Annotated in this window: 10 protein-coding genes, 1 other RNA gene and 3 pseudogenes; 5 read left to right on the top strand and 9 right to left on the bottom strand. The window is 39.4% G+C overall.

All coding sequences use genetic code 11. The features are described 5' to 3' along the window. Nucleotides 1–5: 5 nt before the first annotated feature. Nucleotides 6–3,059 (bottom strand): annotated as a pseudogene (ydiJ, locus tag ACZ1G6_RS06495) (D-2-hydroxyglutarate dehydrogenase YdiJ). Between the two features lie 178 nt (nt 3,060–3,237). Beyond that, on the bottom strand, nt 3,238–5,613 hold the full coding sequence (gene ppsA, locus ACZ1G6_RS06490) for a phosphoenolpyruvate synthase (protein ID WP_472618558.1): 2,376 nt from the start codon (nt 5,611–5,613) through the stop codon (nt 3,238–3,240). A gap of 207 nt (nt 5,614–5,820) precedes the next feature. Here ppsA and ppsR point away from each other — a divergent pair. After that, nucleotides 5,821–6,632 (top strand): annotated as a pseudogene (gene ppsR / locus ACZ1G6_RS06485) (posphoenolpyruvate synthetase regulatory kinase/phosphorylase PpsR). On the opposite strand, the pseudogene ACZ1G6_RS06480 reads toward ppsR, so the two are convergent. Further along, nucleotides 6,629–6,953: pseudogene (locus ACZ1G6_RS06480) on the bottom strand (RnfH family protein). The pseudogenes ppsR and ACZ1G6_RS06480 sit on opposite strands and share 4 nt — an antisense overlap. Further along, nucleotides 6,953–7,384 carry an SRPBCC family protein gene (locus ACZ1G6_RS06475; protein ID WP_472618557.1) on the bottom strand — a complete coding sequence of 144 codons (432 nt, stop codon included), beginning with the start codon at nt 7,382–7,384 and terminating at the stop codon, nt 6,953–6,955. Before ACZ1G6_RS06475 ends, ACZ1G6_RS06480 begins: the two are co-directional and overlap by 1 nt. A 116-nt stretch (nt 7,385–7,500) precedes the next feature. Between ACZ1G6_RS06475 and smpB the strand changes: the two genes are divergently transcribed. The 3 genes from smpB to ssrA all read left to right on the top strand — a co-directional run bounded on the left by smpB (nt 7,501) and on the right by ssrA (nt 9,039). Continuing rightward, a complete protein-coding gene (gene smpB / locus ACZ1G6_RS06470; RefSeq protein ID WP_472618556.1) occupies nt 7,501–7,968 on the top strand; it encodes an SsrA-binding protein SmpB in 468 nt (155 codons plus the stop codon). 40 nt (nt 7,969–8,008) lie between these two features. Further along, nucleotides 8,009–8,590 carry a lipid-binding SYLF domain-containing protein gene (locus ACZ1G6_RS06465; RefSeq protein WP_472618555.1) on the top strand — a complete coding sequence of 194 codons (582 nt, stop codon included), beginning with the start codon at nt 8,009–8,011 and terminating at the stop codon, nt 8,588–8,590. 82 nt (nt 8,591–8,672) lie between these two features. Continuing rightward, nucleotides 8,673–9,039: a transfer-messenger RNA gene (gene ssrA, locus ACZ1G6_RS06460) on the top strand. 48 nt (nt 9,040–9,087) lie between these two features. On the opposite strand, the gene ppk2 is transcribed toward ssrA, so the two are convergent. Together ppk2 and ACZ1G6_RS06450 are read right to left on the bottom strand one after the other, a co-directional pair. Then, complete coding sequence (gene ppk2, locus ACZ1G6_RS06455) at nt 9,088–10,050, bottom strand: polyphosphate kinase 2 (protein ID WP_472618554.1); 963 nt, start codon at nt 10,048–10,050, stop codon at nt 9,088–9,090. 164 nt (nt 10,051–10,214) lie between these two features. Next, the gene (locus tag ACZ1G6_RS06450; RefSeq protein WP_472618553.1) at nt 10,215–12,653 is read right to left on the bottom strand and encodes a sensor domain-containing protein; all 2,439 of its coding nucleotides are present in this window, start codon (nt 12,651–12,653) and stop codon (nt 10,215–10,217) included. Nucleotides 12,654–12,851: 198 nt separating this feature from the next. Between ACZ1G6_RS06450 and ACZ1G6_RS06445 the strand changes: the two genes are divergently transcribed. Then, the gene (locus ACZ1G6_RS06445) at nt 12,852–13,640 is read left to right on the top strand and encodes a hypothetical protein (protein ID WP_472618552.1); all 789 of its coding nucleotides are present in this window, start codon (nt 12,852–12,854) and stop codon (nt 13,638–13,640) included. 110 nt (nt 13,641–13,750) lie between these two features. Here the strand turns inward: ACZ1G6_RS06445 and rpsO are convergent, their stop codons facing one another. From rpsO to rbfA, 3 genes are all read right to left on the bottom strand, one after another. Next, entirely contained in the window at nt 13,751–14,020 is a 270-nt protein-coding gene (gene rpsO, locus ACZ1G6_RS06440) for a 30S ribosomal protein S15 (RefSeq protein WP_472618551.1), read from the bottom strand. Between the two features lie 98 nt (nt 14,021–14,118). Then, nucleotides 14,119–15,075, bottom strand: coding sequence for a tRNA pseudouridine(55) synthase TruB (truB, locus tag ACZ1G6_RS06435; RefSeq protein ID WP_472618550.1), 957 nt, complete (start codon nt 15,073–15,075; stop codon nt 14,119–14,121). After that, entirely contained in the window at nt 15,075–15,464 is a 390-nt protein-coding gene (gene rbfA / locus ACZ1G6_RS06430; RefSeq protein WP_472618940.1) for a 30S ribosome-binding factor RbfA, read from the bottom strand. The genes truB and rbfA overlap by 1 nt, the downstream gene beginning before the upstream one ends. Between the last annotated feature and the right edge of the window lie 58 nt (nt 15,465–15,522).

The following is a 15,522-nucleotide window of genomic DNA, read 5'->3' as shown; positions in this document are numbered from 1 at the left end:
AATTACTAATGTTCACTTAGTTGCTCTGCTAATAGTTCAATAGGGTGTTTCGGTCGATATTGTTCGAAACGCTTAACTTGACTTCGGCAAGAGTAACCAGTCACCAAAACCTGCTGTTTTTGACTTTTTTGTGTATGGTGAGACCAACTTAAGTCAAAAATATCTTTCGAGCTTTTAAGATGCGCGAGTTCATGACCATAAGTTCCGGCCATTCCGCAGCATCCTACAGGTATAATGTCTAAACTCAAGCCTAACTCAGAAAATACACGCTGATACACTTTCTCAGTATCTACCACTGCAGTTTTTTCTGTACAATGGGCAAGAAGCTTATAATTCCCTGAAGGACTAAGTTTTCGTACTTTCGTAAAATCGAGCGTTTTTAACCATTCGGCTATCGTTAACACAGGCACTGTTTTGTCTTCGCCCAGCACTTTTGCGTATTCATCACGATAGCACAAGACAAGTGAAGCATCAGCGCCAATCATTGGTATATTGAGCTTGGAAATTGCACCCAAAAATGTTGATGTCTTTTGAGCTGTTTTCTCGAACTGCGCTAGAAATCCCTTTACATGTTGGGCTTTTCCATTAGGAGAAAATGGAAGTAGAACCGGCTTTTTGCCCATTGCAATTACAAAACTTATCAAACTTTCAATAAGTTGAGCTTCATAATAGGAGGTAAATGGGTCTTGCACTATTAACACACTGTTTTCACGTTCTATCTTGGTCAAGCGGTTTAGTTCATTCATTGCGGTTTGTGAACGCAATATAATTGCTTTTTGATTCAGCCGTGAAGGTAAATTGGGATATGATAAAGCGGGAGTATCAACATAAGAGATGGTACTTTTGATTAGCCACGCACCTATTGAAGATTGAGTAAAAGCGTTAATCACCCTTGGAATCTTTGCCATGTATGGCGCAAGTGTCTCGATGTTGGAGACAAAATAATCTTTTATTGGGCGGTGGTACCTTGAATAATAAATGGCCAAAAATTTAGACCTAAACTCGGGCACATCAACATTTACAGGGCATTGATTAGAGCATGATTTACAGGCAAGGCAACCATCCATTGCTTCAAACACTTGCGTATTAAAATCGTCTTTTTTTGAACGACCAAGGCTATTTTTTGTTTTTTCCCAAAATGAACTAGAGAAGCTATTAGGCGAAATCGTTTGTTTATCTATTTGATGGCGAGTTAACTGAAATAGCCACTCTCTGATCAAACCAGCTCTACCCTTTGGGCTGTGTCTTCTGTCACGCGTAACCTTGCTAGACGGGCACATAGGTGACTTTGTATCATAATTAAAACAAAGGCCGTTACCATTACAACTCATTGCTGAGTTAAATTCCTGCTTATGTGTGATGGGTATTTTACGGTCATAACTTGCCCTTTTGGTATCTGCAACACTGACTAACTGTGCATCTGATTTGTAGGGTGTACAAATTTTACCTGGGTTCATTTGATTATATGGGTCAAAGGCTCGCTTAATTCGTTCTAACCGCGTGTACAAGTTCTCGCCGAAGAACGCAGGGGCATATTCGCTTCTGTAACCTTTTCCGTGTTCACCCCACATTAAGCCGCCATATTTAGCCACTAACGCAACGACTTGGTCAGAAATGGTATTAACGAGCTTCTCCTGCTCAGGATCACATAAATCTAATGCAGGGCGAACATGCAGCACCCCTGCATCAACGTGTCCAAACATGCCATAATCTAGTTTATAGCTATCTAATAAAGACCGGAACTCCATAATAAAATCGGCTAACTTTTCTGGTGGTACTGCCGTATCTTCAGCAAAGGCAATAGGCTTTTTAGCGCCTTTAGTCTTGCCTAAAAGGCCTACTGCTTTTTTACGCATCGCGTAAATTTTCTTTATTTCATCAGCATTAGAGGTAAGTTGATATCCAATGACACCATCTTCATTGTTATTAGTAATCATGCTATCTAAGCGCGCTAATAGCACCCCTAACTTTTCATCTATCGCCTCTTTAGATTCATCATTATATTCGACCATATTAAGACCATTCATAGTCTTATTGGGAATTTCATCGATTAGGTCTGATACGCTATGCCACGAAATATCTGATTTCGCCAAATTTAATACTTTACTATCAATGGTCTCAACCGAAGTCGCATTTGCCTCAATCATTTTTGGCGCGTGACGAAGCGCCGATTCAAAGTCGTTATATTTTACGTTAACTAATGTCGTGTATTGAGGAATCTTGGTAATGTTTAGTTTAGCTTCAGCTATAAACCCTAGAGAGCCTTCAGCCCCAGCAATCAGCCGTCCCAAATCAATAGTTTGATTGTTTTCATCAAACGTATGCTCTAAATCATACCCTGTTAAAAACCGATTAAGGCGTGGAAATTTAGCGACAACTTCTTTTCTCATTCCAACACACGTATCAATAACCTCTTGATAAATTTCACTTAAAACAGATTCCGACTGTGCAATGCTATGAGCCTGTTCAAGCGGTATAGGCCCCGTAGTGTGTTGTTCACCATTAGCAAGAATTATATGAAGACCCAAAACATGATCACTTGTTTTCCCGTATACCAATGATCCTTGCCCTGAAGCATCAGTGCTTACCATTCCTCCTATTGTCGCTCTGTTACTGGTCGACAAATCAGGTGAAAAAAATAACCATGGGGCGCTAAGTAATCATTTAAAGCGTCTTTTACAACTCCTGACTCAACTTTGACCCATGATTCTTCAAGATTTAATTCCAATATATGATTCATGTGACGGGAAGTATCAACCACAACACCTGTGTGTCAAGGATTGACCGTTTGTCCCCGTACCTCCGCCTCTTGCGCTAAAACTAACACTTTTATGCTTACACGCTACTTGTGCGACTAACTGCAAGTCTTTTGGATTGCTTGGGTGCAATACTGCTTGAGGAATTCGTTGATAAATTGAGTTATCCGTAGCAACGGCCATACGAGATGCGTATGTCACTTCGATATCGCCTTGAAACGCACATGTACGAAGCTCGTCTAAAAACGCCTTTGTCTCTTTGCTAATACTATCCTCAGGCGCAATATATGGTAGGGAATTCAATCACTCACTCCAGAGTCAATAGAAAGTAGAATAATAAGTGAGACAGTATAGCGAGTTCAGCCTACGGGCTCTATAAACTATTGCACATAAGCCCATACTTTTTTGAATATAGTGTAAACAATATAAAAAAACCCGCATTTACTGACAAATACGGGTTTGTTTTAGTGCAGTATATGAACTATTGGACGTGATTTTCTGCTAAATATAACCATGTTTCAACAACCGTATCTGGATTAAGTGAAACACTATCTATACCTTGCTCAACAAGCCAAGCAGCAAAATCTTCGTGATCAGAGGGACCTTGTCCACAGATACCGACATATTTACCTCTAGCCTTAGCCGCTTTAATCGCAATTGACAAAAGTGCCTTGACTGCATCATTGCGTTCGTCAAATAGATGCGCTATCAACCCCGAGTCTCTATCTAAGCCTAATGTCAATTGGGTTAAATCGTTAGAGCCAATTGAGAAGCCATCAAAAATATCTAAGAATTGATCAGCTAGGAGCGCATTTGATGGTAATTCACACATCATAATAATCCGCAGACCATTTTTCCCTCTTTCTAGGCCCTCTTTTGCCAACAGATCGATAACTTGTTTGCCTTCATCGACGGTTCTAACAAACGGGATCATGATCTCGACATTAGTCAGACCCATAGTATCTCGCACTCGTTTGATGGCTTCACATTCAAGCGCAAAACAATCTCTAAAACTTTCTGAGATATAACGAGATGCTCCTCTAAACCCTAGCATTGGGTTTTCTTCATCAGGCTCATATTGATGGCCGCCAACCAAGTTGAAGTATTCATTGGACTTGAAATCAGACATTCTAACAATGACTTTTTTAGGTGAAAATGCAGCGCCAATAGACGAGATACCTTCTACCAATTTTTGAATATAAAATTCAACTGGTGACTCATATCCAGCAATCATTTCCTCAATCTCAGTTTTAACATCATGTGGTTGCTCTTCAAAGTTGAGCAAGGCTTTAGGATGAACACCAATCATTCGATTAATGATAAATTCTAAACGCGCTAGACCAACGCCTTCATGTGGCAACCTTCCAAAATCAAAGGCTCTATCAGGGTTACCGACATTCATCATGACTTTAAGGGGAAGATCTGGCATCGAATCAACACGAGATGTAGAAACCTCATAATCTAGCACCTGATTATAGATATATCCTGTATCCCCCTCAGCACAAGATACCGTTATTTCATCACCTGCGTTGATAACATCTGTTGCGTTCGTACAACCTACAACTGCAGGAATACCCATTTCACGTGCAATGATAGCTGCATGACAGGTGCGTCCGCCTCTATTTGTTACAATAGCAGAGGCTTTTTTCATAATCGGTTCCCAATCAGGGTCCGTCATATCAGTAACGAGTACATCACCTTGTTCAATTTTATCCATTTCGGCAATTGACCCAAGTACCTTTGCTTTACCTGCTCCAATTTTATGACCGATTGCTCTGCCTTCACACACAATGCTGGCTTTACCGTTTAACTGGAAGCGCTCTATCACTTGCATATCTTCGCGACTTCTTACCGTTTCAGGGCGCGCTTGTACAATATACAATTTGCCGTCAAGACCATCTTTTGCCCATTCAATATCCATTGGGCGCTTGTAGTGTTGTTCAATAATCATTGCTTGCTTAGCCAACTCCATGACTTCAGCGTCATTAATTGAAAACTGCATGCTATCACTTCGTTCAATATCAACAATGTCGACTTGCTTGCCATGCTCTAAATCATCTGAATAGATCATTTTGGTTAGCTTACTACCAATATTTCTTCGTAAAACGGCTGGTTTTTGAGCTTGTAAGGTCGGTTTATGAACATAAAATTCATCAGGGTTTACAGCACCTTGCACCACCATTTCACCCAAGCCATACGAGCTTGTTATAAATACAACATCTTCGAACCCAGATTCAGTGTCTATGGTAAACATTACCCCTGAGGCAGATAAGTCACTTCGTACCATGCGTTGAATACCCGCTGAAAGCGCTACACCTTTGTGGTCATATCCTTGATGCACACGATAAGAAATCGCTCTGTCGTTAAACAATGATGCAAACACGTGTTTAATTGCCACTAACACGCTTTCATAGCCCTTCACATTCAAAAATGTTTCTTGCTGACCTGCAAACGATGCGTCAGGCATGTCTTCAGCCGTGGCAGAGGAGCGAACTGCAAATGAAGCTTCTTCGCCCGCATCAGCACATAATTTTTCAAATGCTGATTTTATTTCAAGCTCAAGAGTTTGTTGAAATGGCGTCTCTAGGATCCACTGCCTAATTTGCGTTCCAGCTTCTGCTAAAGCATTAACATCATCAACATCAAGTGAATCAAGCAAGTCGTAAATTTTTGCTTCTACGCCGCTCTTATCTAAAAATTCATTAAATGCATACGCTGTAGTAGCAAATCCACCGGGAACTTGCACCCCTGCGTTTGATAAATTCGATATCATCTCGCCCAAAGAGGCGTTTTTACCGCCCACTCTGTTTACATCATCCATCCCTAATTCTTGATACCAAAGAACATATTCTTGCACTGTAGAGCCTCCAGCAAAGCGTATAGTAAAACGTGTGTGTTTAATATTAAGCGCTTGTTAAGTTAAAAAGTGTGTGTTTTTCTATAAGTATTCAATTTACTTAAAAACGTGCTAGGTTTAGCACACGCGAATTGTAAATTGGCTTACAATTGAAAGTAAAATTTATTTTTTTTCGTAATTAAATTACAACATTGTTAAGGAGATGTTTTGCGCGCTGCATTCTACATATCAGACGGTACAGCAATAACTTCAGAGGTATTTGGGCATGCATTATTGTCCTTATTCCCAATGGAGTTTGATCATATAACCGTACCATTTGTTGAAACCGAACAACATGCAAAAGAGGTCGTTGCTCAAATTCAAAAGGCTTTTGTGGAAACAGGTGAAAGACCGCTGGTTTTTTACACAATGGTTAATGTAGACATTGGTCGAATAATTGGGGGCTCAGTTGGGATAAATTATAATTTTTTAGACCAATTTGTTCCTCCACTTGAAAAAATTATTGGGGTTCCATCAAAACCTGAGAAACATCGCACCCACTCTATGCATGAAAAGACCTATGACATTCGTATAGAAGCGGTCAATTATGCGCTTGCCAATGATGATGGCTCTAATTTAAAAGACTATGAAGAGGCAGATATCATTTTAGTAGGCGTTTCCCGCTCAGGAAAAACGCCCACTAGTTTGTACCTTGCATTACAGTACGGCATAAAAGCTGCCAATTACCCTTTTACCGAGGAAGACATGGGAGATATTTTAAAGCTTCCCCCGTCCTTCGGACCTTTAAACAAAAACTGTTTGGATTAACCATTAGTGCCGACAGACTTCACGCTATTCGTTCAGAAAGGCGTGCAAATAGCCGATACGCATCGATGCCTCAATGTAGGATGGAGTTAAGAGAAGTAGAAAATTTATATAAAAAGGAGAAGATTCCATTTTTAAACAGTACTAAATATTCAGTAGAAGAGATTTCAGCAAAAATATTAGCACAAACCGGTTTAAAAAGACGAAAATACTAAGTCTTTGCTCCTGTTCTTTTATTGGCTCGGCCCTCTTCTTTTGCTTTTTCAGCTCTGCGTTTACGTACCTCTTTGGGATCAGCAATAAGCGGGCGATAAATTTCCACCCTATCACCGTCTTTTAGCAAGGTTTCGAGCTTTGTGGTTTTATACCAGATACCCACTCGATTAACGTCAAGGTTAATGTCTTCGTGCATCGACAATATGCCTGACTGTTCAATCGCTTGCTCAACGTTGCTACCTGGCTGCAACTTGAAGCGCCAATAAGGTCTGTTTGTCAGGTAAGGCGTAGGTTACTTCAACTGATAGTGCATTTTTCATTAACGGTAAACCTCTTTAGCTCGCTCACTAAATGCTTTTACCATATTATCGGTAAGTGATTTGAATACTCTTCCAAAGGCCAAGTCCACCATTTTACTAGCAAAAGTAAAGTGAAGTTTTAGCTCTATTTTACACGCCTCATCAGATAGAGGCGTAAACGTCCAGCCGCCATTTAGCTCTTTCAAAGGACCTTGTGAAAGCTCCATTTGAATGCTCTCATTATGGCGTAGCGTATTTTTTGTGACCAAAACTTGTTCTATACCTGCTTTACGAAGCACCATTTTCGCTAGCATACTATCAGTTGTCTGACTGACAATCTGGCTTTTTCGACAACCCGGCAGAAATGCTTCATATGCATTAACATCGTTGACAAGCTGGTACATCTGACTTGCGCTATAAGGGACAAGCGCGCTTTTATTCACACTGGGCATATATCTACTACATTCTCATTATACTGATCCAGAAATATGGACGAATTCTCTTATTTTCAAGCACATATTAGCATATGACATTTCACAGTCATCCAATTCATAGGTATAATCATGGTATGAAAAAGAAATCATCTAATAATAATACTATTGCCTTAAATAAAAAGGCGCGCCACGATTATCAATTTGTCAATAAATTTGAGGCTGGTTTAGAGCTTCAAGGCTGGGAAGTAAAAAGTATTCGTGCCGGAAAAGCTAATATTACCGACGCGTATGTATATATCAAAGACTCAGAGGCCTTTGTAACGAATATCCGCATTCAGGCATTAACGCAAGCATCCTCACATGTTATCTGCGATCCTAACCGAACCAGAAAACTTCTTTTAAAGCGAAGAGAAATAGAAGAGTTGATGGGTGGCCTTGATAGACAAGGACTGACGATTGTTGCTACCGCGATGTATTGGAAAGCATGTTGGGTTAAACTTGAAATACAACTTGCACGCGGCAAGCAAGATCATGATAAACGAAATGCTATCAAAGACAGGGACTGGTCTAGGCAAAAAGAACGAATTATGAAAAAAGCATAATTTGCTTGCTCAGTTTTAATCTAATCAAAAAGGCCTAAGTATGACTACATGTTTTAACAAACAAGCACGAATAAAATTCTGGATTGTTTTTTTTAGCTTCGCGCTGCTCTCATGTGCATCGATGGGGTCAGGCACACCTGAACAAAAACGACAACAAATAATGGACATGAAGAACCAGTCGCTTTCCACACTTTTCAAAGATAAACCCTATGCTAAACCCTTAGTTGAATCTTCTGCAGGTTACGCCGTGTTTTCAAATGCAAATATCAATTTGTTGATAATGGCAGCAGGCACTGGATATGGCTTAGCCAAAGACATGAGCACGAATCAACATACATATATGAATATGGCTGAAGGTGGTGTTGGCTTAGGTTTAGGGGTCAAAGACTATCGAATTGTTATGGTATTTCACACTCAAAAAGCCTTTGACGACTTCATCAATAAAGGCTGGAGTTTTGGCGGTAATGCTGATGCATCGGCAAAAGCAGGTGAAAAAGGCGGCTCCATTGAGGGCGAAGCTTATTATGGTGATGTTACAGTGTTTACTTATACCAATAGCGGTTTAGCGCTACAAGCGACAGTGAAAGGTGTTAAGTTCTGGAAAGACGATAATCTAAATTAAATCAGATTAGGTCTTATCTTGCTTATTAAGGGCCTTATTATACTGGTAAGCAAAACTGCACATGTTATACTAAGAACACATCGGGGCTGTTTTGGATTCGACAGGATTCAATGATGTTTTAGGTGCATGCAGAGGTGCGGTTGGCCTCTTTAAAAAGCCGCAAAAAAATAGTCGCAAACGACGAAAACTACGCACTAGCAGCTTAATAACCTGTTCAGAGCCTCCTTGCCCTAGCTTCCTCCTTTAAGACGGGGATTAACAAGGAGTCAAACCCAAAAAGGATCGTGTGGATACTCCCGCCTGAGAGTTGAAGCCCTAAAATTAATTCAGGTATGTGTTTAAGTAGTGTGTCTGTCCACAGCTTTTTCACGAGAATAAAGACTGACTAAGCATGTAGTACCGAGGGCTGACGCTTTCTGGACGGGGGTTCAACTCCCCCAGCTCCACCAATTTAAAAAGACGCTTTAGGGCGTCTTTTTTTATTTAGTTCGTCATATTTAGCACTTTTTATTTGGGTGAAGGGTTTTTCCTAAGATATGTCTATCTTCAACGATAACATGGGATGCATTGCCAACAATTAAAGGATCTGCTCCTCTTACCAAGTGGGTGTTTTTATTCGGATACGTCAATCGTGACAGGAAATGATGCATACAATTGAGTCTAGCTCTTTTTTTATCGTCTGATTTCACGACGACCCATGGTGCATCTGCTGTATCGGTGTAGAAAAACATTGCTTCTTTAGCTTCTGTATAGTCATCCCACTTCTGCATAGCTTCCTTATCAATAGGGCTTAACTTCCATTGTTTAAGAGGGTCAGTCTCTCGCTTTGTAAATCTGGCTTCTTGCTCACTTGGCGTGACTGAAAACCAATATTTAAATAGTTTAATACCACTTCTCACTAACATACGTTCTAGTTCTGGCGTTTGACGCATAAACTCAAGGTATTCAGATGGCTCACAAAATCCCATTACTCTCTCAACGCCTGCTCGGTTATACCAAGAGCGGTCAAACAGAACAATTTCTCCTTCGGTGGGCAAATGTTTGATGTAACGCTGAAAGTACCATTGCCCTTTTTCAGAGTCCGTTGGTTTTTCCAAAGCCACGACACGACAACCACGAGGATTTAAATGCTCCATGAACCGCTTGATGGTCCCACCTTTTCCGGCCGCATCTCTGCCTTCAAATAGAATAACAAGCTTCTGCCCTGTTTCTTTTACCCATTTTTGTACTTTTAATAGTTCAACTTGGAGTTCTTTTTTGCGACTTTCATATACTTTTTTACTAATTTTTGTTTTGTAAGGATAATTCCCTGATTTAAATGCGTTAGCAATATAAATAGGGTCGTGTCTTCTTCCTGATAATGATTCTAGAGCATTTTCGATAATACCGTGCATTTGTGTAGTTTGCTGGTCAGTTGTAGTGTTAGTTGTATTATTCTGCTTGCTTTGTGTGGTTTGCAATAGTCTATCCCCCATATAAACACTGAAAAAACAATCTAAGGCTGAGATTGTTTGATGACTTCAAGATATATGCTATCAAATAGAATTGTGTGTATATGGGAAACTTAAGGGAACTTTGATTAGGATCACTAAAATGAATGTCTGAGCAGTAGCAGTGCTTTAGCTTACACCACCTTGGTGTCTTTAGCGCCTATTAAATAAGCATCTGTGAACTCATCTGGGTCTATTGGTCTGCTAAAAAAGTAGCCTTGTAATACAACATCACCGGTGAGCATTAACCATTCTACTTGAGCTTGCGTTTCTACGCCTTCAGCAACAGTAGTCAGTCCTAAGTTTTTTGACAATTGGATGATTGACCTAACTAAGTTTTCATCTTGTTTATCAACAGTTATATCATTGATAAAACTTCTATCAATTTTGAGTTTATCTACCGGTAGCTCTTTAAGATGGCTTAAAGAAGAATACCCGGTGCCAAAGTCATCAAGCGAGAAGCCGATTCCCATTTTTTTAAGATCTTGTATCTTACTAATCGTGTCATTCATATTATTTAAAGCAACACTTTCAGTAATCTCAAACTCAAGCCTAGTACCCGGGACACTATATTTTCGTAAAATACGAGAGACTGTTTCAATAAAGTCATTTCTTGCTAACTGTTTCGCACTTATGTTGACCGCAATCTTAAAGCCTTCTGGAATAAGGTCTTTACTATCCATATCTTCAATGTATGCACATACTTTATCTAAAATTCTCTCGCCCACGTCAACGATTAAAGCACTATCTTCAAGGAAAGGGATAAACTCAGCAGGACTAACAATACTGTCACCTTTTCTCCATCTCATTAAAGCTTCGGCGCCTACTAGAGTTTGCTCAGCCGAACTGATAAATGGCTGCAAGACAAAATAAAATTCATCGCGAAACATTGCCTTCATAATATCTCGTTCAAGTGCCAACAATTCCGCAGCTTGCGTAGCCATTTCATCTTCAAAAAGCGTGACGCAATTACGCCCTTGTTTTTTAGACTCATACATTGCGGTATCTGCATATTGCAAAATTTCGTCAGCATTCAATTGGCCTTTCTTGAAAACAACCACACCTACACTTGCTGATAGTGAGTAACTATGCAAACCAATCTCTAATTCTTTGCTAATACATGCTCTTAGTCTTTCCCCAAGTACTAACGCTCCATTTTTAGCAACATCAACATCTTGAGATACTTCTTCCTCGATACACAAAAATTCATCTGCGCCTAAGCGTGCAATCAGATCTGAAAATGCAAACTCTTTGCTTAAACGTCGAGCTAGTTTTACTATCAATTGGTCCCCGACCGAATGACTTAACGTGTCGTTAATTCGTTTAAATTGGTCAAGATCAGCTATTGCTGCAATACCGTAGCTTTCAGAACGTTGCCCTTTGTTATTAAGGATGTCATAGACTTTATTTCTGTTGGGTAAAGACGTCAGTGGGTCAAAGTATGCAAGTGATTCAATTTTTTCTTCCGCTTGAATTCTTTTGGTTACATCTGATGCTGTGATTAATATGCTGTGACCATCTGGCGTGCGAAACTTAACAAAAACCATCTCCATATAACAATCAATAGAGTTGGCATTTCTAGCGGTCAACACAACATTACTTTGACGCTTACTAGAAGATAAAAACTCGTTAATCTGATTCATTAAGTTTTGATCGATGGGTGCAATCACCTTTTGAGCACTTCTGCCTTTTAGCTCATAAATAGAGTATCCATAAAAAGAAGCCGTAGATTTATTCGCAAATACAAACTCCAGATTATTATCTAGTGAAAAAATCATTGCTGGGGCTGTATCAAGGATAAGTCTAAATCGCTGGCTACGCTCAGTTAATAATACTTGTCCTGACGAAATACGCGTCAACATATCATTCGCTGAATTAACAATTAGTGCGAATTCATTAGCATCATGCCCAACAAGTTGTGAAATTTTTTGAGTCGCAATAGATTTTGTATTTACTCGCTGAAAGCGCTTCGATAATCGAGTTAAGGGAGAAGCAAGGCTAAAATGATATAAAATTCCCAACGCAAACGTAATAAAAACATAGCCAATTAATGCAATCACAAAGGCGCGCTCGGCTCGTTCATAAACACCTTCAAGCGCTACATGATTATCAATGTGCAAAATCATTTTGCCATACCGATCTACTTCGCCTGTCTTGAGTGAATCGGTCAATAAGTCCACAGAAGAAACTGAGGTGTTTTCCGCTAAAAAGATAGATAGTACTGGGTTATATGTTTCGTTAATCGCCCCTTTAGAGATGCTGCTATCAGTATCGCGTGAGTATTCGGCAAGCATTTCACCATGATCATCAATAATGGCTATATAACTAAAGAACTCAAAGTACTTTAAACTATCTATTACTTGTTGTGCCATATCAGGTGCAACATGAAATACGGCTTCACTGGCGGGAATTTGTGCAGAATCAACGATTGAGTTAATCGTTTGTTCGACTTGAGCTTGTCTTGCATTAAAGTCAAATAGGGTTTGCATAAATGCCATCATAAGTCCCAAGATAATCACCAGCACTAAGCTGCGTATCCCAAGTGTGAATGACAATTTATCCTTTAACTTCATATTTCCAATACTCAAACTTATGGTCTGTCATCATATATGATGTTCGACTCTATGTGAAATTAACGTGCATAGTGTATTATACTAGCTGTTATAGATACCATATTAGACTTCTTTTATAATAAGCGTGCTGATAACAATATGTTAATGCAAAAAGGGTATCGGCTAATCAGTAAAATAATTAACAATAGGATATGCTAAATGGCTGGAAATTCCAGAGACAACGACTTCGCTCCCATTAATCTTGATGCCGGCGATCGCATCCCCATGGCAGGAAATCGCGGTAGCAGCGCAACGAGCCAAAGCAGCACATCAGCCACTCAAAGTGGAAATCAAGGTAAGGGTTTGACCATCTTTGCCTTGTTTATAGCGCTTGCTTCATCAGCATTAAGTGCTTATTTATTCACTGAATTAGTGAAATCACAAAATGATTTATTATCTAATCAGAACCGTATTCAGACTCTGGAAAATAGACTATCTGCCACAGGTGAAGAGATGGGCAACTCAACGGTTGCCTTGCAAGTCAAAGTCAATGAGCTAAATGAAAAATCTACCCTACTCATTAGTGAAGTAGATAAATTATGGGCTTCTGCTTGGAGACGAAATCAAAAAGAAATTAAAGATCTTAATGGCACTATCACTAATTTTAAAGGTGATGTGAATAGCCTTGTGTCTGATGTTGAAAATCAGGTAGAAGCCAGTAAAGCATTGGTTAGCACGACGCAGCGACGTATTGACACGCTTAATAATAAGGTTAGTGCACAAGCTAATGATATTTTAGGGGCAAATGTTAACCAAGAAGACTTTAGACAAAATCTACAAGCACAAAATGTCGAAATTAAAAAAATGAGTGAACAAATCATATTGCTTGAACGAAGAAATACAGGACTATTGCAAACAATTAATGATTTAGAAGCTAGGCTAAATGAGTTAATTAATAAAACCGTTGAAGTAAGATCACAAACACAGACACCACAAACAAGTGATTAAAATATAGCTGTAAATGGAGCCTTAGCTAAGGCCAGTTTTAATTAAATAACACGCATAAAAAAAGCACCTTATAAGGTGCTTTTTTTAAACTTTGATTATCGACGTAATGATTATCGACGTAATCCAAGCTTCTTAATTAGGTCTTGGTAACGTGCTGAATCTTTACGATTAAGATAATCTAACAACTTTCTACGTTGACTTACCATACGCAACAGTCCACGACGTGAGTGATGGTCTTTCTTATGTTCTTTGAAGTGACCTTGTAGTTTGTTGATGTTGTTTGTTAACAATGCAACTTGAACTTCACTAGAGCCTGTGTCGCCTTCTTTTAAGCCAAACTCACTGATGATTTTTTCTATTTCTACTGTAGTTAGTGACATAATTTCTCCGATTTTAAACAAGTAAAGCGCTCCAATCACTAATTCAGAGTCGCCGAAAAGAGCGCGTATTATAAATAGAAAATACGAATGTGCAAGTGTTATAACACAACAAGTCGCTTTGCTTGCAAAACGCCTTGAGAGTTTACAATTGCCACACCCAAAAATCGCTTACTTTCTTGGCAATAAACCCGGTGCATATCCACTACTTTGAGTTCTAATTCAAGTCCTTGACCATGCATGAAACGCGCTACATCATTACTATTTAGAAATATGCTGGGAAGGCGTTGAATCGAGCTATCGCTTGGCAGAAGATAAGAATCTATTGTACTCCATGTATTATTATCAATCTGCGCAATTTCATCATTACTCAACTTTCTGTCAATAAATGGCGCGCTAGCTGTCAATGCAGGTAAAGTAACCATTGCATCATAGTTATAGTCACCAACTTTTGTTCTTCTAAGTGCAATAACATGTGCCCCGCACCCTAATACCTCACCTAAATCATCAATAATTGTTCGGATATAAGTGCCCTTAGAGCATGCAATATGTAAGCTAAGCTCCTGATCTTTATACGATACCCAGTCAATACTAAATACAGTAATATCTCTAGCAGGTCGGTCAATCACTATGCCTTTTCGTGCATAATAATATAGGGGTTTACCTTCATGTTTTAACGCGGAGAACATCGAAGGGATTTGTTTAATTTCACCAACAAACCCTTTAATCGCTTCTTTTATATCAAGCTCATTTACAGTGACAGGCTTGCTCGACACGATCTGACCATCAGCATCAGAGGTATCTGTACGCTCACCTAACTTAGCAGTAACTAAATATGCTTTGTCTGCATCTAGCAGGAATTGAGAAAACTTTGTAGCTTCCCCCAAACAAACAGGAAGAAGCCCAGTTGCTAGTGGATCTAAAGCTCCTGTATGCCCAGCTTTTTGGGCTTGGTATACGCGTTTGACCCTTTGTACTACATCATTAGAGGATATACCTTGTGGTTTATCTACCAACAACACGCCACTAATCGCTCGTCCCTTGGGCTTTCTAGCCATTAGTCTTCGTCTTTGTTTTGTTTTGCTTTATCAGACGCTAAAGCCTCGTTGACCAAAGCTGATATTCTAGCGCCTTCTACAATCGAGCTATCTCTGAAAAAATGAACTGCAGGTACATTGCGCATACGCACACGTTTACCTAACAGACCTCTAACAAAACTTTTTGCTTCTTGCAGTTTAACAAGATCACTTGCAATTTTTTCTTCATCGTTTCCATAAAATGTAACGAAAATCTTTGCGTGTGCTAAATCACGCGATACTTCGACCTCTGACACCGTTATCATGCCAATATCAGGCTCTTTGTGCCTAAATTCTTGCTGCAATATTTGTGCAACTTCTTTATGTATTTGTTGACCAACTCTATCAGTCCGAGAAAACTCTCTAGCCATAATATTACTACTTATATAATGTTCTTTTAATGACAAAAACGGAGGCACTAGGCCTCCG

The sequence above is a fragment of the Glaciecola sp. HA4-3 genome (assembly GCF_055693685.1).
The sequence above is the reverse complement of the archived record's forward strand: the minus strand, read 5'-3'. Positions and strand labels throughout refer to the sequence as shown.

Excerpts from the sequence above, each read along its gene's own strand:
- ACZ1G6_RS06475 (WP_472618557.1), bottom strand. The coding sequence starts at position 7,384 with ATGCCCAGTGTGAATAAAAGCGCGCTTGTCCCTTATAGCGCAAGTCAG.
- smpB (WP_472618556.1), top strand. The coding sequence starts at position 7,501 with ATGAAAAAGAAATCATCTAATAATAATACTATTGCCTTAAATAAAAAG.
- ACZ1G6_RS06465 (WP_472618555.1), top strand. The coding sequence starts at position 8,009 with ATGACTACATGTTTTAACAAACAAGCACGAATAAAATTCTGGATTGTT.
- ACZ1G6_RS06450 (WP_472618553.1), bottom strand. The coding sequence starts at position 12,653 with ATGAAGTTAAAGGATAAATTGTCATTCACACTTGGGATACGCAGCTTA.
- ACZ1G6_RS06445 (WP_472618552.1), top strand. The coding sequence starts at position 12,852 with ATGGCTGGAAATTCCAGAGACAACGACTTCGCTCCCATTAATCTTGAT.
- rpsO (WP_472618551.1), bottom strand. The coding sequence starts at position 14,020 with ATGTCACTAACTACAGTAGAAATAGAAAAAATCATCAGTGAGTTTGGC.
- truB (WP_472618550.1), bottom strand. The coding sequence starts at position 15,075 with ATGGCTAGAAAGCCCAAGGGACGAGCGATTAGTGGCGTGTTGTTGGTA.
- rbfA (WP_472618940.1), bottom strand. The coding sequence starts at position 15,464 with ATGGCTAGAGAGTTTTCTCGGACTGATAGAGTTGGTCAACAAATACAT.